Below are 22,662 nucleotides of genomic sequence, written 5' to 3'. Positions count from 1 at the left end.
AGGAGCCGCTCAATGGAACTGAACAGACGCACGGTCATTGCAGGCGCCGCGGCGGCGGGTATCGCCGCGAGCACACTCGGTACGGGTACCGCGGAGGCGGCCTCGGGAGGCAGAAAGCCCGTGAAGGAACTCTTCGGCACCCTCGCCGACGGCAGCAAGGTGTACCGCTGGTCGCTGGAGAACGGCGGCACCCGGCTCAAGGTGCTGTCGTGGGGCGGAGTCGTCCAGTCCCTCGAACTCCCGGACCGGCACGGCAAGTACGCCAACGTGTCACTCGGCTTCGACAACATCGCCGACTACGTGGCGAAGACCCCGTACTTCGGCGCGCTCATCGGCCGCTACGGAAACCGTATCGCCAAGGGCCGGTTCACTCTGGACGGCAAGAGCTACCAGCTCTCCGTCAACGACGGGGTCAACAGCCTGCACGGCGGCACCCAGGGCTTCGACAAGCACATCTGGGACGTGGAGGGCTTCACCTCCGGCTCCGACGTCGGCCTGCACCTGTACTACACCAGCGTCGACGGCGAGATGGGCTACCCCGGCACCCTCAAGGCGAAGGTGACGTACACGCTCGACAGGCACGGCGACTGGCGCATCGACTACGAGGCCACCACCGACAAGGCCACGGTCCTCAACCTGACCAGCCACGTCTACTGGAACCTCGCCGGTGAGGGCAGCGGCACGATCGAGCACCACGAACTCACGATCCCCGCCTCCCGCTACACGCCCACCGACTCGGGGCTGATCCCCACGGGCGAACTGGCCAAGGTCTCCGGCACCCCGTTCGACTTCCGCAAGACCAAGCCGATCGGCCGCGACATCCGGGCCGGCCACGTCCAGCAGGTGCAGGCCAAGGGCTACGACCACAACTGGGCCCTCGACAAGGGCATCACCGCGAAGCCCGAGCACGCCGCGACCCTGCACGACCCGCACTCCGGCCGCACCCTGAAGATCGCCACCGACCAGCCGGGGCTGCAGTTCTACACCGGCAACTTCCTCGACGGCACCCTGACCGGCACCGGCGGCCACACCTACCGCCAGGGCGACGCGCTGTGCCTGGAGACCCAGCACTTCCCGGACTCGCCGAACCACGCCGATTTCCCGTCGACGGTGCTGAGGCCGGGGCAGACGTATCGGACGTCGACGATCCACCGGTTCAGCTCCTGACGCCTCACGGCCGACGCGCGGTTCGGACCCGGGGTTCCCGAACTCACACCATTTTCACATCCGTTGAACAGTGCCACACCTGTCTCCGTACTTAAGGGCGGCCCGTGCTCCCCCGCGCGGGCCACCCAAGACGACGGGCCCGGTCGTCCCCGCCGGGCCCGCCTTCATACGGAGGTTCCATTGGCCGACTCCAACGTCACCTCGCTGTTCCGCAGTACGGCGGCGCACAGCCCGTCGATGGCAGCGCTGGCGCGTGAGAGCGACGGCACCGGCCCGGTGGACTTCTGTATCCCGTGCAACCCGTACTTCCCCACCCCCGCCATGTTCGACGCGATGGCGGCCCGGCTGCGCGAGATCATCACGTACTACCCGAGCAGCGCCGACACCATCACGGCCGAGCTCTGCAACCTGCTCCAACTCCCGCCGAGCTGCGTCGCGATGGGCAACGGTTCCACCGAACTGATCACCTGGATCGACCACTTGATGGTCCGCGAGTCCCTCGCCATCCCCGTCCCCACGTTCGGCCGCTGGACCGACCAGCCCATGGAGACCGGCAAGCGGGTCGACATGTTCCCGCTCCAGGAGTCCAGCGGCTTCGCCCTCGACCTCACGCAGTACGCCGAGTTCATCCGCAAGCGCAACACCAAGGTCGCGGTCATCTGCAACCCGAACAACCCCGACGGCGGCTTCATCCACAAGCAGGCCCTCGTCCAGTTCATGGACGCGATGGCCGACCTCGACCTCGTCATCATCGACGAGTCCTTCCTGGAGTTCGCGGACGCCGAGGTCGAACCGAGCGTCGTACAGGAGGCGATGCTCCGCCCCAACGTGGTCGTGCTGCGCAGCCTCGGCAAGAACTTCGGCCTGCACGGCATACGGTTCGGCTACCTCGTCGCCAACCCGGCCCTCGCCGGCCGCATCCGCTCGATGCTCCCGAAGTGGAACCTCAACGCCTTCGCGGAACACGTGGTGTTCATCCTCAAGGAGCACGGCGCGGAGTACGCGCAGAGCCTCCAGCAGGTGCGCCGCGACCGACTCGACATGGCGAGCCATCTCTCCGCGCTGCCCGGCCTCACGGTCTATCCGTCGCAGGGCAACTTCCTCTTCGTGCGCCTCCCCGTGGGCGCCGAAGGCACCGTGGTCCGGGACCGGATGCTCACCGAGCACCGCATCCTGGTCCGTGAGTGCGGCAACAAGATCGGTTCGTCCAGCCGCTTCCTGCGGCTCGTGGTGCGCCCCCAGACGGACGTGCGTCGCCTGGTGTCCGGCATGGAACAGGTGCTCTACGGGACCAGGAGGGGTGCCGCCGTGCCCGAGCTGGGTACAGGGACCAACTACAGCTCGGGTACGGCGGCCGTGGATCGCCTCGTCGGGGCGACGAACGGGGCGGGGATGCAGAACCTCGCGGCGCAGGCCCTCGGTATGGGCACGTCGGGGGTCGGCATGCAGATGCCGATGCCCGCGGTGGCCCAGATGCAGCCCCAGCCGGTGCCGGTGCCCGCGCAGATGCCGATGCAGGTACCGATGCCCGCGCAGCCCCAGCCGCAGATGCAGCCGATGGTGGCCGCCGCGCAGGTTCAGCAGATGCCGATGACCGCGATGGCCAACCAGTCCAACGGGATGGGGATGCCCATGCAGGCCGTCGCGCAGATGCCCCAGCAGCAGATGGCTCAGGTGCCGCAGCAGCCCCAGGCTCAGCAGCCGTACGGCACGCCCGCCCCCGCGCCCGCACCTCAGGGGCCGACGCCGACCGGTGTCCCCGCGCGCAACGGGCTCACTGCCGCGCAGGTGCGGGGGGCCACCAGTCCCAACGGGATGCAGAACCTCGCGCCGGCACCCGCCACCGGGTGGCCCAACGCGCAGAGTTGGCCCAACGCGGCGGGGATGGGGCAGGCGGGCTAGGGGTTCGTTGCCGGGTGCGGGTGCGTGGGGGCTGGTCGCGCCCACGCGGCGGAGCCGCACAATGTCACAGCCCCGCGCCCCTAAGTTCGTACGGCGTTGATCAGTGACGCCCCCAGCGGTAGCGCGTCGCAGCCCTGTACCTCGAAGCCTGCCTTCTCCAGTAGTTGCCGGTAATGGTCCTCGTCGCGTTCCTGGCCGCCCACGTTGCACAGCATGTGGACATCCCAGGCGACTGCCGTCGGTGTGGGCAACAGGCGCTCTACGACCAGGAGTTGGGCGCCCGGGCGCATTGCCTCCGCGCACCTGTGGAGGATCGTCAGGCAGCGGTCGTCGTCCCAGTCGTGGAGGACTCGGGACAGGAGGTAGACGTCGCCGCCCTCCGGTACGGACTGGGTGAAGTCGCCGGGGACGAAGGTGCATCGTTCGGGCAACTCCGTGCGCGCCGCCTCCAGGGCCTCCGGGCGTTCCAGGAGGACGCCCTCCAAGTGGGTGTGGGTCCTTAGGAGTCGGGCGAGGAGGGCGCCGTTTCCGCCGCCCACGTCGACCACGCGGCGTGCGGCCGAGAAGTCGACCAGGGTGGGGACCGGTGTGAACATCTCGGCGCTGGCCGCCATCGCGCGGTGGAACAGGGGGCCCAGTTCGGGGTGTTCGGCGAAATACGTGAAGTGGTGTTGGCCGTAGCGGTGGGCGAAGGCTTCCTGGCCGGTGCGTACGGAGTGGGTCAGGCCGGCGAAGGAGTCGTAGAACGGGCCGGCGTAGAGCTGGGCGAGCGGGTGGAGGGAGAACTCGGTTCCTGTGCGCAGGGGTTGGCCGGCGGCGGTGAGGTGGTAGGTGTCGCCGGCCGAGGTCAGCAGGCCGAGGGTGGTGAGGTAGCGGAGGAGGCGTCGTAGCGCGTCCGGGTTGGTCGAGGTCAGGTGGGCCAGGGTGTCGGCCGGCATGCCGGGGTGGTCGGCCAGGTGGTCGGCGATGCGCAACTCGGCCATCGTGGCGACCGCTTGGGTGGCCCAGGCGCCGGTCATGACGTTCAGGAGGGTGGCCGTCGGGTCGGGCAGCGGGTCGTGGCGGCCGGGGAGGCGGAGTTCGAAGCGGCGGTGGGTGCGGGTGCGGTGGTAGAGGACGGTGACGTTCTCGTGGCCGTTGTAGCCGCCGCCGTCGGGGACCGCGCCGCCGCGTTCCTTGAGGAGCGTTCGTAGGCCTGCGGGGACGACCGGGCCGGGGGCGGTGACCGCGAAGGCGTGGTGCGACTCGTGTTCGGCCTCGCGTTCGTCCGCGGCTACGGCCTCCAGCGCGGAGTCGGGGGGTACCGGGAGCGCGAAGATCTCCACGCTGCGCGCGGCGACCGCCACATGGACGATGCCCACCGGAATGTCGGCGAGGGCGGAGCCGTAGCGGCGGGTGAGGCGGTCGCGGACGACCACGCTCGGGGTGACGGGGCCCGGTTCGAGGCCGAGGCGGCGGAGTTCCTCGCAGAGGCCGTCGAGGGAGTCGGGGAAGACGAGGACAGCGGTGTGGTCGAAGACCAAGTGGCGGGAGACGTCCGCCCGTTCGGCGGGGGTGAGGTCCGGGAGCAGTTCGGCCAGGACGTCGTCCGTGTCGTGGGCTTCGACGTAGGCCGCCGCCCGCTGGATGCGTGCCGCGTCGGCGTCGGCGAGGCGCGCCTGTACGACGGGGAGGTTCATGTGAGGGGTCCCTCGGTTCAGATGCCGGTGTAGTTCTCGGCGAAGAAGTCCTGGTGCGTGCGGGAGGTGCGCAGGCTTTCGAGGCGGGCGTACTGGAGCGCGCGGCCGTAGCGGGCCTCGGCGTCGCCGGTGTCCTCGGCGGACGGGCCGTGCAGCAGCGTGCTCATCCAGTGGGAGAACTCGTGGGCCCGCCAGACCCGGGGCAGGCAGTCGGCGGCGTAGCGGGCGAGACCGCTGTCGTCGTCGTGGTTGAGGACGCGCGCGAACGCCTCGGCGAGACGTTCCGCCTGGAGTACGGCGAGGTTGGCGCCCTTGGCGGCGGAGGGGCTGATGAGCCCGGCGGCGTCGCCCGCCAGCCAGAGTCGTCCGGTGCCCGGCCGGTCCAGTACGTCGGAGCGCAGGTCGACGACCGCCGTCTCCAGCACGGGACCGTCCTTGAGCGGGCCGAACTCGGCGGTCCTGAGCCGGGTCGCCAGCTCGGTCCAGATCCGGTCCTCGCTCCAGTCGGCGGGATCGTTTCCCCGCGGGCACTGGAGGTAGTAGCGGGTGACGGTGTCCGTGCGGGCCATGTGCCCGGCGAACCCCCGTTCGTGCAGGGCGTATCCGACGGCCGCGAGGCTGGGCGGGGCGGCGACCAGGACCGCCAGCCAGCTCACCCCGTGGTCCCGGCGGGCCGTCCGGGTGCCCAGTGCGGCGAGGGCGGCGCGGCCCACTCCCCGGTGTCCGTCGCAGCCGGCGACGTAGCGCCCGGTCACGTCGGCGCCGTCGCGTACCCGTACCCGGCCCTCGGAGATCTCCTCGACCTCGGTGTCGAAGCGGATCTCGCCGCCGCGCCGGAGGTACTCGGCCAGCAGGTCCCGTACCAACTCCTGCTGGGGGTAGACCGTGTGGACCTCGCCGCGCCCCAACTCGCCGTAGTCGAGGGTGAATTCGCCCCGCTCGCTGCGGAAGAGGCAGGTCCGGTGGGACCGGCCGCGAGTCAAGAGCCCTTCCGCCAGGCCGTGTTGGGTCAGTACGCGGACGGAGTGGGCGGCGAGGAAGCCTGCTCTGGCCCGTCCCTCCACCGCCTTGCGTTCGCGCCGTTCCAGGATCACGCAGTCGATGCCGTGGTCCAGGAGCAGGTTCCCCAGGACCAGCCCCGCCGGGCCCGCCCCGACGATCACCACCCCGGTCCGCGCCCCGGAGTCGAATCGTTTCCCCACATCCACCCCTGATCTTGCTTTTTCGGCCAAGGGGTTTCATATCAGCAAGATCGCGGTGATGAGGAATTCATAATGACTAAATAGCGCTTAAGGCCTAATTAGGCATATGTCAGTGGTCGTTGTCCGGGTACAGCTTCAGCAGGTCCACGCCGTAGTCGCCGCCGGGAGGGCCGCCGGCGAGCAGCGCCTTGTTCATGAACCAGCGGCGGCTGCGCTCGGATGCGGGGCTGTGGGGTCGGTGTCCATGCAGGGTGATCAGGGTCCCCGCCGCACCTGAAGCGTTCTTGTCAGCAACCTGCGACCAGGGACAACCAGCGCGGCACGTCGACCTCCGCGCGCACGGTCTTCCCCAGCGGCTCCCGGTCCACCACCTCCCACCGGTCCGCGACCGCGTCGACGAGCACGAGCCCGCGCCCGGACTCCGCCAGCGGCAATGGCTCCCGTACGGCCCCGGGTCCCGGGGGACGCGGCCCACTGCGGGTGTCGGTGACCTCGACCCTGACACTCCCGGTGACGAGAGAGAGCCGCAGCTCGAAGTCCCGTCCCGGTACGCGCCCGTGCGTCACGGCGTTGGCGGCGAGTTCGGCGACGATCAGGGCGACGGCGTCGGAGGCGTCAGTGCCGTGCGGGATGCCCCAGGCGTGGAGCTGGTTCAGGGCGAGGTGGCGGGCGAGGCGGGCGCCGCGGGGAGTTGGGCTGAGGCGCTGGGTGAATGTACGTACGGTGACGGGGGGTTGGGTGGTCATGGGCCCAATGTGGCGGTTCGGGAGGGCGGTTCACCAGGTCCGCACCGCGTACGCTGCGGCAGCGTACGGGGTCACACACTGGACAGTACGCGCTACGTTCCGTAACCATGTGCGCGGGAGGTGGGTGACCATGGTCGACGGCAGCGGCGAACCCGAAGCGTCGGACAGCCTGCGAACGTTCGGGGCGATGTTGCAGGCATTGCGGGAGCATGCAGGGCTGAGCCGGGAGGAGTTCGGGCGGCAGATCGGGTACTCCAAACACACGGTGGAATCCGTGGAGTTGGGGAGGCGGATGCCGGACGCGGCGTTCGTGGACCGGTCCGAGCCGGTGCTGGGCAACACGGGGGCAGTACGGAAGTCTGCGGAGCATCTGGAGCGGCGACCTGGGTTGGCGTCTTGGTTCCGACAGTGGGCGCTGAAGGAAAAGTCGGCGATCACGCTGTACACGTACGAATGCCGGTTGATTCCCGGGCTGTTGCAGACGGAGGCGTACGCGCGGACTCTGTTCACCGAGCAGCTGCCACCGATGGACGACGCGCAGATCGAGGCGCAGTGGGTGGAACGGGAGAAGCGGCAACGGCTGTTGTGGGAGCGGCCGAACACGGCGTTCAGCTTCATCCTGGAAGAGGGACTGTTTCTGCGCCGCACAGGCGGAGTTGAGGTGACGCGGGGGCTCATCGACCACGTACTGGAGATCGCCGCGCTGCGGAACGTCGAGGTCCAGGTCATGCCGCAGATCCGGCAAAGCCATGCAGGGCTGGACGGCCCTATGCAGTTGCTCGAAGAGCCCAACAACCGGTGGTACGCATACTGCGAGGGGCAGGAGAGCGGACTGCTCATCACTGATCGAAAAGTGGTGAGCATGCTCCAGATGCGATATGCCAGAATGCGTTCGCAGGCTCTCACCATCCAGGACTCCTTGAGCCTGTTGCAGCGCATGCGAGGAGACCTATGAGCACCACTGAGCTGGCCTGGTTCAAGAGCAGCTACAGCAGCGGCGGTTCCGGTGACTGCGTGGAAGTCGCCCTCTCCTGGCACAAGTCGAGCTACAGCAGCAGCGCTTCCGGCGACTGCGTCGAGATCGCCACCTGCCCCTCCACCATCCACATCCGCGACTCCAAGGCCAAGCAGGGCCCCCAGTTCGCCCTCTCCCCCACCGCCTGGACGGAGTTCATCCGCGCCCTCTGAGCCCCAGGGTCGCCCGCTGTGAACGCGGGCCGCACGGACGGAAGTTCACGGTCCGGTCCCCCCGGTCTGCTCGGTCCGCAGGACGAAGGCGATGCCCCAGACCTGTTGGAGGAGCTGGGCAGGGGATTCAGCGAGCGGCCTGCTCCCGGCGCAGGGGGCACGCGGTACCGGACCGGTCCGTCAACTCGGCGCGCAGGGCGGCCAGTTCGGCCATGCGGGTGTCTATGACGCTGATCTTGTCGGCGAACAGGGCCGACAGCGCCTCCGCCTGGTCCGGCGCCTCGCTCAACTCCTGCCCGTGGTGCGCGATTTCGGCCAGCGAGAACCCGAGGCGCTGCGCCGTACGGACGTACTGGAGCCAGGGCACCGCCTCGGGCGGGTAGTCACGGTAGCCATTCGGCCGCCGCTCGCTGGTGAGGATGCCCACCTCCTCGTAGAACCGCAGGGCGTCCCTGCTCAGACCCACCCGTGCCGCCAACTCCCCGATACGCATGCCCACATGATGACTTGACCTTGGACCGCACTCCACTGTTTAGCGTCGGCGGCATGAAGATCGCTTCCTATCTCCGGGTCGTGCGGGCCAGCGCCTGGTACGACCTCGTCGTGACGGCCGGCTTCGCGACCCCGTGGACGTACGCGCTGGTGCACGACGCGCTGTCGTCGCTGGGCCGGGCCTGGGGGCTGGGCGTGCTGCCCGGACTCGACCCGGTCCAGACCCTGTACGCGAACTTGATGGGCTCGGTGGTGGTCGTGTGGGCCGTGCTGCGACTCGTCCGGCCGCTGGCTCTGCACGGCCTGCTCGACGGCGCCGCACGCATCCTCTTCACGACCTGGCAGGCCTACGCCCTCGTCCAGGGCGCCCCACGGTTCCTGTGGCTGTTCCTGGGTGTGGAGGCGGTGTTCGCGGTCCTCCAGCTGGTGCCCTGGGTGTCGGTCGGGAACCGGTCACGAATGCGATGATGCGGCCCCGGCACAGTCATCGAACGATCGCCGGCCGCGTGCCCGTGGGGCCGTCTACGACGCGCGCTTCGTGCCCAGGGGGCAGCTCGCGAAGTGGACGACCGCCGCCCCGCTCCTCGCCGAGTCCGAGGCGGTCGTCCGCTTCTCGAACGGCTCGGGGCGGTTCGACGCCGACGACCGGGTGCGTGGCGTACGCGGGATGGCGGTGAAGTTCCTCGATGCCGACAAGGGCGTCCGGGATCTGGTGGCGGCGACCTTCCGGGTCTTCCCGAGTCACGATCCCGAGGGATTCATCGACCTCGTCGAGGCGTTGGGCAAGGCGGGCACCGGCGAGTTTCGCCACCGCCCGCTACGACGACCTGCATGCCTTCGTCCTCGTCGACGAGTCGGGTGGACCCCCGATCCCTCCCAGGCGTGGCCGGCTCGCTCCCTGACGTGAGCTTGGAGCGGTGCGGCCCCTTGCCGATGCCCGCCGAAGGAGACCCTCTCCACGAAATTGTGACACTTCAGCGCCGAGTGTCACATTTTCGCGCCTCACCCTCCGGGCGCAGAGTGCCCCTTCCCCCCGCCCCGCCTCCGCTCCCTGCGCCGTATCTCCCGCCGCTGCTTCCCGGGCAGGACACCGGCTGGTTCCCCGACCGGCGCGAGGTCGTGGCAGTCGGCGCCGTGACGGCCCCGGCACCACCACACCACGCGACCGCTCCCGCGTTCCTCCCCCTTCCAGTCGGCCGTCGTCCCCTCGGGACGAGGATGCGTGCCGCCGCGTCCGCTACGGCGCCGAGGGGGTCGGGGGCGTCGCCGGGCCGTTCCGCGAGGCCGTTGCCCTGCCAGGTGCCGTCGGACAGGGCGACGTGGACCCGCTCGTCGATCTCCTCGTCCCAGCCCCAGACCATGATCCTCTCCCGAGCCATCGCGCCGACCGGAGGCAGGTATCGGCAACAACCATGCGCCCTGTCTCGCAAGGAACTTGACGGCTCGTCACTTTGCCGCCCTCACAGCCTCCGGACAGACTCCGCCCCTAAGGTGCCGTGTTCATGACAGACACTTCTGGAGCAGGAACCAACCCGATCGGGCGCCGCACCGTACTGATCGCCACCGGCACCACGGCCGCCGTACTGGCCGTCGGCGCCGCCGCGCCCGAAGCCCCCACGACCGTCACGACAGCGGACTCGGCGGGTACGACTCCCGCTGCCGCGGCGGCAGTCTGCACCCTCACGGAGGAGATGACCGAAGGCCCCTACTACCTCGACGGCGCCCTCGTCCGCGCCAACGTCACCGAAGGCAAGGCCGGCATCCCGCTCAAGCTGGCCCTCACCGTCGTGAACAGCAGCTGTACCGTGATCCCCAACGCGCTCGTCGAGATCTGGCACTGCGACGCGCTCGGCGAGTACTCCGGCTACGTCGGCAACAACGGCCACAGCGAGGCGGACGACGGCACCTTCCTGCGCGGCGGTGTCCTCACCAACTCCAGCGGCGTCGCCAACATCACCACGATCTACCCCGGTTGGTACCGCGGGCGCTGCGTGCACATCCACGTCAAGGTGCACACCGGCGTCACGCTCACCTCGGACGGCTCGTTCACCGGCGGCAGCGAACTCCACACGGGTCAGCTGTTCATCAGCGAGACCATCACCACCGCCGTCGCCGCGATCTCCCCCTACTCGACCAACACGGTCACCCGCACGACCCTCGCCCAGGACTCGATCTACGACGGCGGAGGCGCCGCGTCCGGCCTCATGACCCTGACCGCGCTGGGCAGTTCGACCTCCTCCGGCTACACGGGCACGCTGACGCTGGGCGTGAGCCAGAGCTGACGCGACCCGAACATCCCCCCACGAGAACAGGGGTGGCCCGCGGTGCGATACGGGCCACCCCTCCCTCATGTCACGTCACGGAACCCGGAACCTCGGGTCAGGAGGTCGGGCACTCCTTCCACGCCATGTGGTACACCGTGCTGATGTCGCCGTCCGTCGAGTCCATGGTCATGAAGCTGACCGCACTGGACGACGAGGAACCGGCGGCGACCCGCAGCTCCGTGTTGATGTTGAAGTTGCGCTGAACTCCACAGGGCGCCCACACCAGTTGGGCCCAGTCGGTGCTGTCGGTCGCCTGCCAGTCGTCGTCGTAGGGGCCGCTGAACGGGTGGTTCTTGGACGCGGTGCTCGACGAGCCCTGGAAGTAGTACGAGGCCTTCTGCGCGCCGCTCGCGCCGCGCTGGAGCGAGGCGAAACCGCGGTAGTCCACGCTCGCGATGGCGTACGTGAAGCCCTGCGGGACGTGGACGACCAGGTTGAGCTGGCAGTTCTTGCGGAACGCCGTGGGGTCGGAGTTGCCGCCGACCTGGGCGAGATAGGCGCTGTAGGTCACCGTGAACGCGGTGTTGTCCTCGGAGACGGCGACCGCCGTCGTGCCCTGCGGGCAGCCCGAGCCGTTCACCGTGGCGACGTTGATGACGATCTTGTCCGGGGGCGGGTCGTCGAACACGGGCGACGACGAGTGCTGCGCGGACGGCAGCGCGGTGGCGAGCAGTGCGGCGACCGCACCACTCAGGAGGAGCCCACCAGGCATGGTTTTCTCCTTGGGTTGGGGGGTGGCTGCGCCCCAAGTCTTTGCGGAAACAATGGATTTCCTGTGAAGACCGACGGCGCGCTCGCATCGTAGGGAGCCGCACAGGCAGTGGTCAGGGTGAACTCAAGCCATTCACAGACGCGCCTTTCACACTCTCTCCACAGTGTGTGAACTCTGTTGAAATAAGGGGGCGTTGACCGTTCCGTCCCCAGGGCCTTCACAGCCGCACATTAAGGAATCCTTCAGGTGCGGCCCTAACTTCCCTGCCATGACGGGAAAACGAGAGCACCACGAGCAGCACGACCAACAACCCGCCCGGCACCGCCGGGACAAGGGCCTCCAGCGTCGCCGCGTCCTGATCGGCGGCGGCACCGTGGCCGTGGCGGGCGGTCTCGCAGCGGCCGGTTTCGCCTCGGCGGACACCACCGACTCCACGTCCACCACGGCGACTTCGGCGGCGGAGGCGACGTCCACCGTCTCTGCGGACGCGTCCGCGAGCGCCGGCGTCTGCACCCTCACCGCCGAGGTCACCGAGGGTCCGTACTCGCTCGACGGCGCCCTGATCCGCGAGGACATCAGAGAGGAGAAGGAGGGCGTCGAGGTCCAGTACACCTTCACGGTCGTCGACCAGGACAACGACTGCGCGGCGCTCGCCGACGCCCTCGTCGAGCTGTGGCACTGCGACGCGCTCGGCGAGTACTCCGGCTACGTCGGCAAGAACGGCCACACCGAGGACGACGACGGCACCTTCCTGCGCGGCGGTGTCCTCACCGACTCCAGCGGCCAGGCGAGCATCGTCTCCATCTGGCCGGGGCACTACGTCTCCCGCGCCGTCCACGTCCATATGCGGGTGCACACGGACGTGACCGTCGCCGACGGCACCTACACCGGCGGCACGGTCGTCCACACCGGCCAGCTCTTCTTCGACGCCGACCTCAACGAGGCGGTGCAGGCGACCTCGCCGTACTCGGACAACACCACCGCCGAGACCACCCTCGCCGACGACACGATCTACGACGACGGAGGCGCCGCGTCCGGTCTGCTCACGCTGACCGCGCTCGGCTCCGCCGTGTCCGACGGCTACACGGCCACCCTGACCGTGGGCGTCAGCACGAGTTGACCAGGAGGCAGATGACCAGGAAGCACTGATCGGACACCGCCGATCACACCCCTACCGGCTGCCGCCCCTCGGCGGACTCGGACTCGGTCCCCGCCTGCCCCGCCCTCTCCCGGCGCCAGGCGCGGACCGAGTACGCCGGGGCGGCAGCCCGCATCCCGCATCCCGCATCCCGCATCCCGCACAGAACGAGGACTACTTCGGCAGCAGCGGCTCGACGACCTTCGCGAGCTGGTTCCGGGTCACCGCCCCCATCCGCGTCGCCGCCGCCCTCCCCTCCGTGTCGATGACGATCGTGTACGGCATCACCTGCGTGTTCACCAGGCCGCGCGGCAGCCGCAGGGCCTGTTTCCCCGAGGGGTCGTGCAGGGACGGGTAGGCCAGGCGGTGGCTCTTCTGGAACGCGAGACCGGCGGCACGGCTGCTGTCGTTGTCGAGGCCCAGAATCTGAAGCCCACGGCCACTCCACGTCTCCTGGATCAGCCTCAGCTCGGGCGCCTCCGCCCGGCAGGGACCGCACCAGGAGGCCCAGGCGTTGATCAGGACGACCTTGCCCCGGTAGTCCGACAGCCGGATCCGGTCGCCGTCCAGCGAGGTCCCGGCGAGGTCCGCGACGGCGGGACGCCGGCCGTCCTCGAACGTCCTGGTGAGCGGATCCCCGGGGCTGGCGTCACCGCTCGCCACCGGGGACGAGCACCCCGCGAGGACCACACAGGCAGCCGCAACGGCCGCGTACGCGCGTCGAGTTGTCATCGTCATCGTCGTCGTCATCACGGCCATTGTCCTCACCGCGCCACGACGACGGGACTGCGGGACCACGACTACGGGACTACGGGACCACGGGACCACGGGACCACGGGACTACGGGACTACGGGTTCTCCCAGGCCGCCGGTTCCGCCGCCAGCGCCCGAACCGGCTCCGGCAGCGCGTCCGCCGCGATGTCCGCGAGGGTGACGCCCTCCAGGATCTTGCGGACGTTGGCGCGCAGGGCGATCCACAGGGGGAGGAGGGGTTCGGCGGTGCCGGTGTAGGTGAGACCGGTGGGGCGTTCGCCGCGGACGGAGACGATCGGGCCGTCCACCGCGCGGATGACGTCCGCGACGGTGATCGCGCCGGCCGCGCGTGCCAGCCGGTACCCGCCGCCCCCGCCACGCCGGCTGTCGACGATCCCGGCGCGCCGGAGGTCGCCGAGAATTCCCTCCAGAAATTTGTGCGGGATGTCCTGCGTCGTGGCGATGGTCTCGGCCTTCAGCGGGCCGTCGTCACCCCGTACGGCGAGTTCCAATACCGCCCGTACCGCGTAATCCGCCCGTGCCGAGATCCTCATGCGTCCATTGTGGGCCGTTCCGGCATAGAGAATGACCCCGCACGACGGCCTCCTGGGATCACCACGGAAAATGGCTTCGCACGTGCCGCCGACGATCCGGACCCGGGAGGAGCTTCCAGTGGAGCTGAGCAGGCGTACCTTCAGCACCCTCGCGGGCACGGCCGCGCTCGGATTCGCGCTGGGCGGTGGCAGCGGCGGCAGCGGTGACGCGTACGCCGCGCACATCGTGCCGACCGGCCCGGCCCCCGCCCCGCCGGGCGCGGACGGGCTGCCGCACACGATCGGCTACGACCGCTACTCCCTGATCGTCGACGGAAAACGCCTGGTCCTGTGGTCGGGCGAGATGCACCCCTTCCGGCTGCCGAGCCCGTCCCTGTGGCTCGACGTCCTGCAGAAGATGCGCGCCTTCGGCTACAACGCGGTCAGCATCTACGTCTCGTGGAACTACCACTCCCCCGCCCAGGGCAGCTACGACTTCACGGGCGTCCGCGACCTCGACCTGTTCCTGCGCATGGCCGCCGAGACGGGCCTCTACGTCATCCTGCGCCCGGGCCCGTACATCAACGCGGAGATCGACGCGGGCGGCTTCCCCGGCTGGCTGACGGCCACCAGGGGCACCGCGAGAACCTCCGACCCGACCTACCTCTCGCACGTCGACGAGTGGCTGACCCAGGTCGACGCGATCGTCTCCCGCCACCTGTTCACCCGGGGCACGGGCACGGTGCTGCTCTACCAGATCGAGAACGAGTACGACGCCCAGACCACCCAGCCGACCGGCACCGCCTACATGTCCCACCTGTACAAGAAGGTGCGCGCCGACGGCATCGACGTCCCCCTGTTCCACAACGACAAGGGCCGCAACGGCTATTGGACCCCCGGGTCGTTCGACACCGGCGGCGACAAGGGCGGTTGGCTGTACGGCTTCGACGGGTATCCATCACCGTCCCAACTGCCGCCGGACTGGGGGCACTTCGGGATCGGCGGGGCGAAGGGCGGGGCCACCGCCAGCCCCAAGACCCCTGGTTTCGTGCCCGAGTTCGGGGGCGGCTGGTTCGACCCGTGGGGCGGGTCCTGGTTCGAGGGCAAGGGGTACGCGGAGTCGCGCCGGACGCGTGACGCGGCGTACGAGCGGCGCTTCTACCTCACCAACCTCGCCAACGGACTCACCCTGCACAGCGTCTACATGACCTTCGGCGGCACCTCGTGGGGCTGGCTGCCCGCGCCGGTCGTCTACACGTCGTACGACTACGGCGCCGCCTTCGACGAGGGCCGCAACCCGACCGCGAAGCTCGTCCCGATGCACCAGCTCGGGCATCTGCTGCGCACCGTGCCCGACTTCGCCAAGCTGGACAAGGCGGCGGACGTCAAGGCCGACGGCCTGAAGGTCTACCACCTCACCAACGCCGACACCGGCTCCCACGTCTACGTCCTGCGCAACGACGGCACGGCGGACGTCACCTCGACACTGCCGACCGCGACCGACGACATCGAGGTCACCGTCCCGGCCCAGGACGCGCTTCTCCTGGTCACCCACCTCTCGCTCAACGGACGCACGTTGAGGTACTCGACGGTCACGCCGATGATGTCCCTCACCACCGGCCGGCAGGACTTCGCCGTGTTCGCCGGGAAGCGCGGCGAGATGGCCCACGTCGTGGTCGAGTGCCCGGAGGAGCCGGTGGTGACCCGGCTCGACGCGCAGGCCGCCTGGGTGTGGAACAGCGGCCTCCTGCACGTCAACGTCCCGCTCGGCATCGGCGGCCTCACCCGGGTCCTCGTCCAGGGCGGCGGCGTCGACAACCCCCTCCTGCTGCTCTTCGCCGACGAGGCCACCTCCGTACGCCTGTGGCCCTACGAGACCGGTTCGGGCACCGCGCTGGTCTACGGCCCGGCACTGCTGCGCGAGGCCGCCGTCACCGGCACGACCGCCCACCTCACCGGCGACACCATCGGCGAGACCGGCCTGGAGGTGTGGGGCCCGCGCGGCATCACCGAGGTCACCTGGAACGGGCAGGCCGTGCCCGCGACCGTCACCAACGCGGGCAGCCTGCGCTCGAACCCGGACGCGCTGCTGCCCGGGGTGCCCGCCGTACCGCTGCCCGCGCTCGACGGCTGGCGCCGGAAGGTGGAGAACCAGGAAGCCGCGGTCGCCTTCGACGACTCCAAGTGGACGGCGGCGAACAGGACTTCGACGTTCAGCACGACGCCCGTCCCCTCCGGCCAGCCCGTGCTCTTCGCGGACGACTACGGCTTCCACTACGGCGACGTCTGGTACCGGGGCCGCTTCACGACGACCGCCACCGACGCCCTGGAGTCGGTGACCCTCGCCTACAGCACCGGCACCCAGGGCCTGCTGATGGCCTGGCTCGACGGGGAACCGCTGGGCACGCACCGGATGCCGGTCCCGACCACGAGCAGTGTGCGGCAGGGCAGTTGGACCGCCAAGCCGACCCTCTCCGTCCCGGAGAAGCTGCGCACGCCCGGTCCGCACGTCCTGTCCGTCCTCGTCCGGCGCATGCAGCACGACCAGGACGGCAAGGCCCTCGACACCCACAAGGTGGCCCGCGGCCTGACCGCGGCGACCTTCAAGGGCGCCTCCCCGAAGGTGAGTTGGCGACTCCAGGGCGAGACGACCCCCGACCCGGTGCGCGGGCCGCAGAACAACGGCGGCCTGTACGGCGAACGCGAGGGCTGGCATCTGCCGGACCACGCGGACGCGGGCTGGGACGCGGTGACCCTCCCCCGCGCCGACCAGCGGCAGGGCGTGGCCTGGTACCGGACCACCTTCAAGCTCGCCGTGGACACCGGCATCGACGCCTCGATCGGCCTGGTCCTCGACGACGACCCGGCACGCGCCTACCGCGTCCAGATCTTCCTGAACGGCTGGAACATGGGCCAGTACATCAACGATGTGGGCCCGCAGCACACCTTCGCCCTGCCGAACGGGATCCTCCGCACACGTGGCACCAACACACTCGCGCTGGCCGTCCTGTCCGACGGCACCACACCGGCGGGCCCGAAGGACGTACGGCTGACCCTGCTGGGCAGCGCGGCCGGAGGAGTACCGGTGTCCCCGGTGGCCTCCCCCGGCCGCTAGCCCCTTCTTGCGATCTACGCGAGCCTGATCACGTTCCAGGACAGCGGCTCCAGTACGGCGGTCAGGGTGCCGTCCTGGAGGGCGGTGCCCTCGACCTGGTGCGGGGCCACCCGCTCCGGGTCGGCCAGGGTGTTGCGGGCGTCCGGGTCGGCGTCCGCGAGCGCGCTGTGCTCGACGACCGACGTCAAGTCCAGCCCGTTCAGGCCCACTTGGAGCGGGAGCGACTCGGTACGGCTCCGGTTCACGGCGAACACCGTGACCGAACCGTCCTCGCCGCGCACCGCCGTGGCGTGCAGCAGGTCGGCCTCGCCGTACTTCTTCGTCTCGTGCGTCGGGGAGTCGACGCGGACGTCGAGCACCTGGCCCCGGCCGTACTTCGACGCCTGCGCGAACGGGAAGAACGTCGTCTGCCGCCAGGCCGGGCCGCCCGGCTCGGTCATGATCGGCGCGATGACGTTGACGAGCTGGGCGAGGCAGGCGACGGTGACACGGTCGGCGTGCCGGAGCAGGGCGATCAGGAGCGATCCGAAGACCACCGCGTCCATGACGCTGTAGTTGTCCTCCAGGAGGCGCGGGGCCTCCGGCCAGTCGGCGGGGTCCGCGTTCTTCGCCTGCTCCTCCCAGTCCGACGTGTACCAGACGTTCCACTCGTCGAAGGAGAGGTTGATCTTCTTCTTCGACTTGAGGCGGGCGCCCACGTGGTCGGCGGTCGCGACCACGTTCTCGATGAAGGACTCCATGTCGACGGCGGAGGCGATGAAGGAGTCGAGGTCGCCGTCGGTCGGCTGGTAGTAGGCGTGCAGCGAGATGTAGTCGACCAGGTCGTACGTCTCCTGGAGGACCGTCGCCTCCCAGGCGGCGAAGGTCGGCATGGCCTGGGAGGAGGAGCCGCAGGCGACGAGTTCGACACCGGTGTCGATCTGGCGCATCGCACGGGCCGTCTCGGCGGCGAGCCGGCCGTACTCCTCGGCGGTCTTGTGGCCCGTCTGCCAGGGGCCGTCCATCTCGTTGCCGAGACACCAGAGGCTGATGCCGAAGGGTTCCTTGTCGCCGTGGGCGACACGCTGCTCGGAGAGGGCCGTGCCGGAGGGGTGGTTGGCGTACTCCTGGAGTTCCAGGGCCTCGGCGACTCCCCGGGTGCCGAGGTTGACCGCCATCATCGGTTCCGCCTGGGGGCCGACCTTCTTCAGGAACGCGATGTACTCGGAGAGGCCGAAGCGGTTGGACTCCGTCGAGCGCCAGGCCAGGTCGAGGCGGCGGGGTCGGTTCTCCGCGGGGCCTACCGAGTCCTCCCACTTGTAGCCGGAGACGAAGTTGCCGCCGGGGTAGCGGATGGCGGTGACGCCGAGTTCGCGGACGAGGTCGAGGACGTCCTGGCGCAGGCCCTCCGCGTCTGCCGTGGGGTGGTCCGGTTCGAAGATGCCGGTGTAGACGCAGCGGCCGAGGTGTTCCACGAAGGAGCCGAAGAGGCGGGGGTTGACTTCGCCGACGGTGAAGGCGGGGTCGAGGGTGAAGCGGGCGGTGCGCGTACTCATGGGGTCCTTTCGGAGGGGTGCCTACTTGAGAAGAAGCCAGCCGTCTCTTGTCCAGCTCAGGGTGTTGAGCCCCAGCTTCGGGGTGCCTGCATCCTCTCCGTCGTAGTAGTGGTATGCCAAGACATCCTTACCTTTGTCTTGGAAGATGGATTCGCCGCCCGGTCCTATGTAGCGGCCGTGGGTTGCCAGGAGCAGGTCGCCGCCGCCGTCCAGCATTGGCTTACCGGTGCTGTCCACGTACGGGCCTGTCACCGTCGTCGCCCTGCCCACCCGGATCTTGTACGTGGAATTCACACCCGCGCAGCACGCGTCGTACGACGCGAAGAGGTAGTAGTAGGCGCCGTGCTTCAGCACATACGCGCCCTCCACCGCGTACGGCGCGTCCGGGCGGGTCGCCAGGTGTTCCACGGGGGCGTTGGCGAGCGCCTTGCCCGTCCCGGGGTCGAGTTGGACCATGCGGATGCCCGTCCAGTACGAGCCGAACGCCATCCAGAGTCTGCCGTCGGCCTGCACGACGGCCGGGTCTATGGCGTTCCAGGCGTCCGTGGTCTCCGAGGTGAACGCCTCGCCATGGTCGGTCCAGGTGCCGGGGAGGCCGGTCGGGGAGGTGGCTACGCCGATCGCGGAGTGGTTGGTGCCCCAGGAGGAGACCGCGTAGTAGAGCCAGTAGCGGCCGGCGCGGTAGGAGAGGTCGGGGGCCCAGGGGTCGCCGGTCACGTTGTAGTCGTACCACCAACTCGGGGGCGCGGCGAAGGCGTTGCCCGCGTCGTCCCACTGGACCCGGTCCTTCGACGTGCGGGCGCCGATGACGCCGCCGGTCGAATAGGCCACGTAGCCACCGGACTTGAGGTGGATGACGGTGGGGTCGTGGATGATCTGCTGGCCGGTGACGGGCTGGGGGTCGGGGTAGGTGACGTCGGCCCTGGCCGTGGTGGGGAGCAGCGCGAACATCGCCGCGGTGATCAGGGTCGTAAGTCTCAGGCTCTTCAACTCAGTACCTCCGTCGGTGAGTTACTGGCCTGCCAGACCGGTGTGGGCTACGCCCCGCACGATCTGGCTCTGGACGAAGACGAACACGACGATCAGCGGGAGGCCGGCGATGAGGCCGCCGGCCATGAGCTGGGGCCAGACGATGCCGAAGGCGTTCTGCACGGTGGCGATGCCGTTGGGCATGGTCATCAGGTCGGGGTTGTTGGTGACCATGTAGGGCCAGATGAAGTTGTTCCAGGAGGCGATGAAGGTGAAGATGCCGACCGCCGAGAGGGACGGTTTGGACAGGGGCAGGACGATGGTGAAGAAGATCCGCCAGCGGCCCGCGCCGTCGATGAACGCGGCCTCCTCCAGCTCCTTCGGCAGTGACTGGAAGAACTTGTAGAGGATGTAGACCATCGCGGCCGGGGCGCACTGCGGGAGGATCATGCCCCAGTACGTGTCGACCATCCCGAGCGACTGGACCGTCGTGAACAGCGGTACGCCCAGGATCGCCGGGGAGAACATCAGGCCCGCCATCGTGAGCGCCATCAGGGCGTTCCTGCCGCGGAACTCGGTGCGGGCGAAGCCGTAGGCCGCGAGCGAGGCGACCAGGAGCACGAGCACGGTGACGCAGACCGACACGACGACCGAGTTGACGAACCAGTTGGGGATGTTGCCCGCGTCGAGGACGCCCCTCCAGGACTCCAGGGTGAGGTGGTTCGGGATCCAGTGGGGGGACTCGACCGACTCCGCCGGGGTCTTGAGGGAGGTGGACAGGGCCCAGACCAGCGGGGAGAGCCAGATCAGGGAGAGGGCGGCGGCGACCGTCGTCAGGGCGATCTGGGCCGGGCTCCAGGCGCCACGGCGCTTGCGTCGTACGGGAGTTGGTGTGGTCGTGGTCATCGGGCGTCCTCCTCGCGTCGGCGGAGCAGCCACATCCGGCCGAGGGCCACGGCCGCGATGACGAGGAACAGGATGAAGGAGATCGCGGAGGCGTAGCCCACGCGGTAGCTGGTGAAGCCCTGTTCGAGGGTGTACTGGACGAAGGTGCGGGTCGATTCCTCCGGTCCTGGGCCGAACTGGTACATGACGACGGCCTGGTCGAAGACCTGGAGCGAGGCGAGGATCTGGAGGGCGAGGACCAGGCCGGTGATGTTGCGGAGGTTGGGCACGGTGATGTGGAGAAGGCGCTGGAAGGGGCCCGCTCCGTCCAACTCGGCCGCCTCGTAGAGGTGTTGGGGGATGTTCTGGAGGGCGGCCAGGTAGAGGAGGAAGCTGAAGCCGACCGTCCACCAGAGGGTGGCGATGACGACCGCCAGCATGGCCGTGGACTTCTGGGCGAGCCAGGGGGTCTGGAGGCCCAGGACGTGGTTGACCATGCCGTTGGTGGGCTGGAACAGCCACCACCACAGGTTGCCGACGACCGCCGAGGGCAGCAGGAACGGGGCGAAGAAGCACAGCCGCCACAGCCACTTGAAGTGGACGGTGTGGTGGGCGAGCAGTGCCATCAGCAACGCCACCACGACGATCATCGGAACGACCCACAGCGTGAACTTGACGCTGTGCCACAGCGAGGACCACACGAGGTCGTCCTGGAGGGCCTCGCGGTAGTTGGCGAGGCCGATGAAGCTGGTGTGGTCGCCGGAGATGTTGGCGTCGGTGAAGCTGAGGTAGAGGCCGCGGACGACCGGTACGACGACGAAGAGGCCGTAGAGGACGAAGAACGGGGCGACGAACCAGCCGCCGTGCTGGAAGCGGCGGCCCCAGCGGAGGCGGGCGGAGTCGGCGGCGGTGGTCGTGCGGGGGCGCGGGGTGGTGGCGGTGGCCACGGTGGCGGTCATGTGCCGGCTCCCGTCAGCTCCTGGGCGGCGGTGCGGCCGTCCATGGGGTTCTTCATCGCGAGGAGTTGTTCCAGGGCGGACTTCATCCTGCGGGCCGCCGCTTCCGGCTTGGTGGAGCCGAGGTTGGAGGCGGCGATGACCGGGCCCAGGCGCTGGGCGAGGATGCCGGTGGAGCCGGCGAACCAGATGTGGGGTTCGGTGGCGGGGTGTTCCATGGCGGGTCTGGAGTACTCGTCCTGCGGGGTGAGCTCGAGGTACGCCGGGTCCTTGAAGGTGGGGAGGTAGGCGGGGACGTGGCCGCCGCCCGCCCAGGCGGTGGCGTGGGTGACCAGGTAGGCGGCGAGCCGGTGGGCGCCCTCGTTGGCGGCGCCGCCGCGGTCGGACTGGTGGGGCAGGACGAAGGAGTGCGACTCGGCGTGGGTGGCCGGGGTGCCGAAGACGGGCGGAAGCGGCTGGGCGCCGTAGGCGACCTTCGCCCCGCTGTAGTACGGCACCGACCAGTCGCCCTCCCAGGTGAAGGGTGATCCGGCGAGGAACGCCTCGGCGTCGGCCTCGCCGACGACCGCGTAGCCGTCGGTGACGTGCTGGCGGAAGAACTCCAGTACCCGGGTGGCCTTCTGGGTGTCGAAGGTGACGTCGGTGCGGGCGTCGTCGAAGTAGGTTCCGGCCAGTTGCTGGTAGAAGGCGACGAAGAACCACCAGGAGAAGTTCTGGTCGTTGGCGTGCAGGCCGAGGGTCTGGACGCCCGGCTTCAGTTGTTTCCTGGCCGACTTGAGGATGCGGAACCAGTCGTCGGTGGAGGTGGCGGAGGGCAACTTGCCGTCGGCGTCGAGGAGTCCGGCCTTCTCGCAGACGTCCGTGCGGTAGAAGTTCAGCTGGACGTGGATGTCGAGGGGCAGGGCGTAGAGCTTGCCGTCGACGATGCCGCGCTGCCACAGCACGGGGTTGAAGTCGGCTTCTTTCACGCCGTACTTGGTGAGGAGGTCCATGTCCCATGGATCAAGGAGACGGCCGGGTGCGAAGCCGGGTACGCGGCCCTGGTGCATGACCGCGAGGTCGGGTGCGCGGCTGCCTGCGGCGGCCATGGCGAGCTTCGTGTAGTAGGGGCCGCCCCAGGTGAGTGTCGAGGCCTTCACCGCGACGTCCGGGGTGGCCTTCTGGAAGGCGTCGACCATCGCGACCATGTTGCCGCCGTCGCCTCCGCTGAAGAGGTTCCAGTACGTCACACGGGTGCGGGCGCCCGCCGCGAGTGCGTCGGCGCCGGTGCCGAGGGCCGCGAAACCGAAGCTGCCGGCGACCGCGAGGCCGCCCGCCGCGGCCAGTAGTTGCCTGCGGTTGAGGTCAGGTAGTCCCATTCCCTGCC

General features: G+C 69.4%; 21 protein-coding genes. 9 read left to right on the top strand and 12 right to left on the bottom strand.

Annotated elements, in window-relative coordinates:
• Positions 1-12 precede the first annotated feature (12 nt).
• Together ACIQBL_RS33915 and ACIQBL_RS33910 are read left to right on the top strand one after the other, a co-directional pair.
• Positions 13-1,167, top strand: a complete 1,155-nt coding sequence (locus tag ACIQBL_RS33915; RefSeq protein WP_401948650.1) for an aldose epimerase family protein — start codon at positions 13-15, stop codon at positions 1,165-1,167.
• A gap of 180 nt (positions 1,168-1,347) precedes the next feature.
• Positions 1,348-3,069 (top strand): pyridoxal phosphate-dependent aminotransferase, encoded by a 1,722-nt coding sequence (locus ACIQBL_RS33910; protein WP_401948647.1) that lies wholly within the window; start codon positions 1,348-1,350, stop codon positions 3,067-3,069.
• A gap of 80 nt (positions 3,070-3,149) precedes the next feature.
• Here the strand turns inward: ACIQBL_RS33910 and ACIQBL_RS33905 are convergent, their stop codons facing one another.
• The 3 genes from ACIQBL_RS33905 to ACIQBL_RS33895 form a co-directional block, all read right to left on the bottom strand.
• A complete protein-coding gene (locus ACIQBL_RS33905) occupies positions 3,150-4,748 on the bottom strand; it encodes a methyltransferase (protein ID WP_401948645.1) in 1,599 nt (532 codons plus the stop codon).
• A 17-nt stretch (positions 4,749-4,765) separates the two neighbouring features.
• Complete coding sequence (locus tag ACIQBL_RS33900; protein ID WP_401948642.1) at positions 4,766-5,950, bottom strand: 4-hydroxybenzoate 3-monooxygenase; 1,185 nt, start codon at positions 5,948-5,950, stop codon at positions 4,766-4,768.
• Between the two features lie 287 nt (positions 5,951-6,237).
• Positions 6,238-6,696 (bottom strand): ATP-binding protein, encoded by a 459-nt coding sequence (locus ACIQBL_RS33895; RefSeq protein WP_401948639.1) that lies wholly within the window; start codon positions 6,694-6,696, stop codon positions 6,238-6,240.
• Positions 6,697-6,826: 130 nt separating this feature from the next.
• Between ACIQBL_RS33895 and ACIQBL_RS33890 the strand changes: the two genes are divergently transcribed.
• Both ACIQBL_RS33890 and ACIQBL_RS33885 read left to right on the top strand, forming a co-directional pair.
• Positions 6,827-7,651, top strand: coding sequence for a helix-turn-helix domain-containing protein (locus ACIQBL_RS33890; protein ID WP_401948636.1), 825 nt, complete (start codon positions 6,827-6,829; stop codon positions 7,649-7,651).
• Positions 7,648-7,884, top strand: coding sequence for a DUF397 domain-containing protein (locus ACIQBL_RS33885; protein ID WP_401948633.1), 237 nt, complete (start codon positions 7,648-7,650; stop codon positions 7,882-7,884). Before ACIQBL_RS33890 ends, ACIQBL_RS33885 begins: the two co-directional genes overlap by 4 nt.
• Before the next feature lie 127 nt (positions 7,885-8,011).
• Here the strand turns inward: ACIQBL_RS33885 and ACIQBL_RS33880 are convergent, their stop codons facing one another.
• Complete coding sequence (locus ACIQBL_RS33880) at positions 8,012-8,377, bottom strand: MerR family transcriptional regulator (RefSeq protein WP_401948630.1); 366 nt, start codon at positions 8,375-8,377, stop codon at positions 8,012-8,014.
• A gap of 53 nt (positions 8,378-8,430) precedes the next feature.
• On the opposite strand from ACIQBL_RS33880, the gene ACIQBL_RS33875 reads away from it, so the two are divergent.
• The 3 genes from ACIQBL_RS33875 (at position 8,431) to ACIQBL_RS33865 (ending at position 10,658) form a co-directional block, all read left to right on the top strand.
• Positions 8,431-8,844: a hypothetical protein gene (locus tag ACIQBL_RS33875; protein WP_401948627.1), complete on the top strand. Its 414-nt coding sequence runs from the start codon at positions 8,431-8,433 to the stop codon at positions 8,842-8,844.
• A gap of 70 nt (positions 8,845-8,914) precedes the next feature.
• Positions 8,915-9,283, top strand: coding sequence for a catalase (locus ACIQBL_RS33870; protein ID WP_401948625.1), 369 nt, complete (start codon positions 8,915-8,917; stop codon positions 9,281-9,283).
• 595 nt (positions 9,284-9,878) lie between these two features.
• Complete coding sequence (locus tag ACIQBL_RS33865) at positions 9,879-10,658, top strand: intradiol ring-cleavage dioxygenase (protein ID WP_401948622.1); 780 nt, start codon at positions 9,879-9,881, stop codon at positions 10,656-10,658.
• A 97-nt stretch (positions 10,659-10,755) separates the two neighbouring features.
• On the opposite strand, the gene ACIQBL_RS33860 is transcribed toward ACIQBL_RS33865, so the two are convergent.
• Positions 10,756-11,412 (bottom strand): DUF4360 domain-containing protein, encoded by a 657-nt coding sequence (locus ACIQBL_RS33860; RefSeq protein ID WP_401948619.1) that lies wholly within the window; start codon positions 11,410-11,412, stop codon positions 10,756-10,758.
• Between the two features lie 268 nt (positions 11,413-11,680).
• Between ACIQBL_RS33860 and ACIQBL_RS33855 the strand changes: the two genes are divergently transcribed.
• Complete coding sequence (locus ACIQBL_RS33855) at positions 11,681-12,532, top strand: intradiol ring-cleavage dioxygenase (RefSeq protein WP_401948616.1); 852 nt, start codon at positions 11,681-11,683, stop codon at positions 12,530-12,532.
• Positions 12,533-12,724: 192 nt separating this feature from the next.
• On the opposite strand, the gene ACIQBL_RS33850 is transcribed toward ACIQBL_RS33855, so the two are convergent.
• Positions 12,725-13,300, bottom strand: a complete 576-nt coding sequence (locus ACIQBL_RS33850; protein WP_401948613.1) for a TlpA family protein disulfide reductase — start codon at positions 13,298-13,300, stop codon at positions 12,725-12,727.
• A 98-nt stretch (positions 13,301-13,398) separates the two neighbouring features.
• Entirely contained in the window at positions 13,399-13,857 is a 459-nt protein-coding gene (locus ACIQBL_RS33845) for an RrF2 family transcriptional regulator (protein ID WP_401948610.1), read from the bottom strand.
• A gap of 118 nt (positions 13,858-13,975) precedes the next feature.
• Here ACIQBL_RS33845 and ACIQBL_RS33840 point away from each other — a divergent pair, with 118 nt between their 5' ends.
• Positions 13,976-16,951 carry a beta-galactosidase gene (locus ACIQBL_RS33840; RefSeq protein ID WP_401948608.1) on the top strand — a complete coding sequence of 992 codons (2,976 nt, stop codon included), beginning with the start codon at positions 13,976-13,978 and terminating at the stop codon, positions 16,949-16,951.
• Positions 16,952-16,965: 14 nt separating this feature from the next.
• Here the strand turns inward: ACIQBL_RS33840 and ACIQBL_RS33835 are convergent, their stop codons facing one another.
• Genes ACIQBL_RS33835 through ACIQBL_RS33815 form a run of 5 tightly spaced genes read right to left on the bottom strand, consistent with a single transcriptional unit; the run spans position 16,966 to position 22,654 of the window.
• Positions 16,966-18,486, bottom strand: coding sequence for an alpha-N-arabinofuranosidase (locus ACIQBL_RS33835; RefSeq protein WP_401948605.1), 1,521 nt, complete (start codon positions 18,484-18,486; stop codon positions 16,966-16,968).
• Positions 18,487-18,507: 21 nt separating this feature from the next.
• Positions 18,508-19,437 (bottom strand): arabinan endo-1,5-alpha-L-arabinosidase, encoded by a 930-nt coding sequence (locus ACIQBL_RS33830; RefSeq protein WP_401948811.1) that lies wholly within the window; start codon positions 19,435-19,437, stop codon positions 18,508-18,510.
• A 60-nt stretch (positions 19,438-19,497) separates the two neighbouring features.
• A complete protein-coding gene (locus tag ACIQBL_RS33825; RefSeq protein WP_401948603.1) occupies positions 19,498-20,361 on the bottom strand; it encodes a carbohydrate ABC transporter permease in 864 nt (287 codons plus the stop codon).
• Entirely contained in the window at positions 20,358-21,299 is a 942-nt protein-coding gene (locus ACIQBL_RS33820) for a carbohydrate ABC transporter permease (protein ID WP_401948600.1), read from the bottom strand. Before ACIQBL_RS33820 ends, ACIQBL_RS33825 begins: the two co-directional genes overlap by 4 nt.
• Complete coding sequence (locus ACIQBL_RS33815) at positions 21,296-22,654, bottom strand: extracellular solute-binding protein (protein WP_401948597.1); 1,359 nt, start codon at positions 22,652-22,654, stop codon at positions 21,296-21,298. Before ACIQBL_RS33815 ends, ACIQBL_RS33820 begins: the two co-directional genes overlap by 4 nt.
• Positions 22,655-22,662: the final 8 nt, after the last annotated feature.

This window comes from Streptomyces sp. NPDC088350 (assembly GCF_044753545.1).
In the GTDB taxonomy this organism is placed as follows: Bacteria; Actinomycetota; Actinomycetes; order Streptomycetales; family Streptomycetaceae; genus Streptomyces.
Note: the sequence above shows the minus strand (reverse complement) of the source record. Positions and strands in the feature narration are given on the sequence as shown.

Coding starts and splice junctions, on each gene's coding strand:
- ACIQBL_RS33915 (WP_401948650.1), top strand. CDS start 13: ATGGAACTGAACAGACGCACGGTCATTGCAGGCGCCGCGGCGGCGGGT.
- ACIQBL_RS33905 (WP_401948645.1), bottom strand. CDS start 4,748: ATGAACCTCCCCGTCGTACAGGCGCGCCTCGCCGACGCCGACGCGGCA.
- ACIQBL_RS33895 (WP_401948639.1), bottom strand. CDS start 6,696: ATGACCACCCAACCCCCCGTCACCGTACGTACATTCACCCAGCGCCTC.
- ACIQBL_RS33890 (WP_401948636.1), top strand. CDS start 6,827: ATGGTCGACGGCAGCGGCGAACCCGAAGCGTCGGACAGCCTGCGAACG.
- ACIQBL_RS33885 (WP_401948633.1), top strand. CDS start 7,648: ATGAGCACCACTGAGCTGGCCTGGTTCAAGAGCAGCTACAGCAGCGGC.
- ACIQBL_RS33880 (WP_401948630.1), bottom strand. CDS start 8,377: ATGCGTATCGGGGAGTTGGCGGCACGGGTGGGTCTGAGCAGGGACGCC.
- ACIQBL_RS33875 (WP_401948627.1), top strand. CDS start 8,431: ATGAAGATCGCTTCCTATCTCCGGGTCGTGCGGGCCAGCGCCTGGTAC.
- ACIQBL_RS33865 (WP_401948622.1), top strand. CDS start 9,879: ATGACAGACACTTCTGGAGCAGGAACCAACCCGATCGGGCGCCGCACC.
- ACIQBL_RS33860 (WP_401948619.1), bottom strand. CDS start 11,412: ATGCCTGGTGGGCTCCTCCTGAGTGGTGCGGTCGCCGCACTGCTCGCC.
- ACIQBL_RS33855 (WP_401948616.1), top strand. CDS start 11,681: ATGACGGGAAAACGAGAGCACCACGAGCAGCACGACCAACAACCCGCC.
- ACIQBL_RS33850 (WP_401948613.1), bottom strand. CDS start 13,300: ATGACGACGACGATGACGATGACAACTCGACGCGCGTACGCGGCCGTT.
- ACIQBL_RS33845 (WP_401948610.1), bottom strand. CDS start 13,857: ATGAGGATCTCGGCACGGGCGGATTACGCGGTACGGGCGGTATTGGAA.
- ACIQBL_RS33835 (WP_401948605.1), bottom strand. CDS start 18,486: ATGAGTACGCGCACCGCCCGCTTCACCCTCGACCCCGCCTTCACCGTC.
- ACIQBL_RS33830 (WP_401948811.1), bottom strand. CDS start 19,437: ATGTTCGCGCTGCTCCCCACCACGGCCAGGGCCGACGTCACCTACCCC.
- ACIQBL_RS33825 (WP_401948603.1), bottom strand. CDS start 20,361: ATGACCACGACCACACCAACTCCCGTACGACGCAAGCGCCGTGGCGCC.
- ACIQBL_RS33820 (WP_401948600.1), bottom strand. CDS start 21,299: ATGACCGCCACCGTGGCCACCGCCACCACCCCGCGCCCCCGCACGACC.
- ACIQBL_RS33815 (WP_401948597.1), bottom strand. CDS start 22,654: ATGGGACTACCTGACCTCAACCGCAGGCAACTACTGGCCGCGGCGGGC.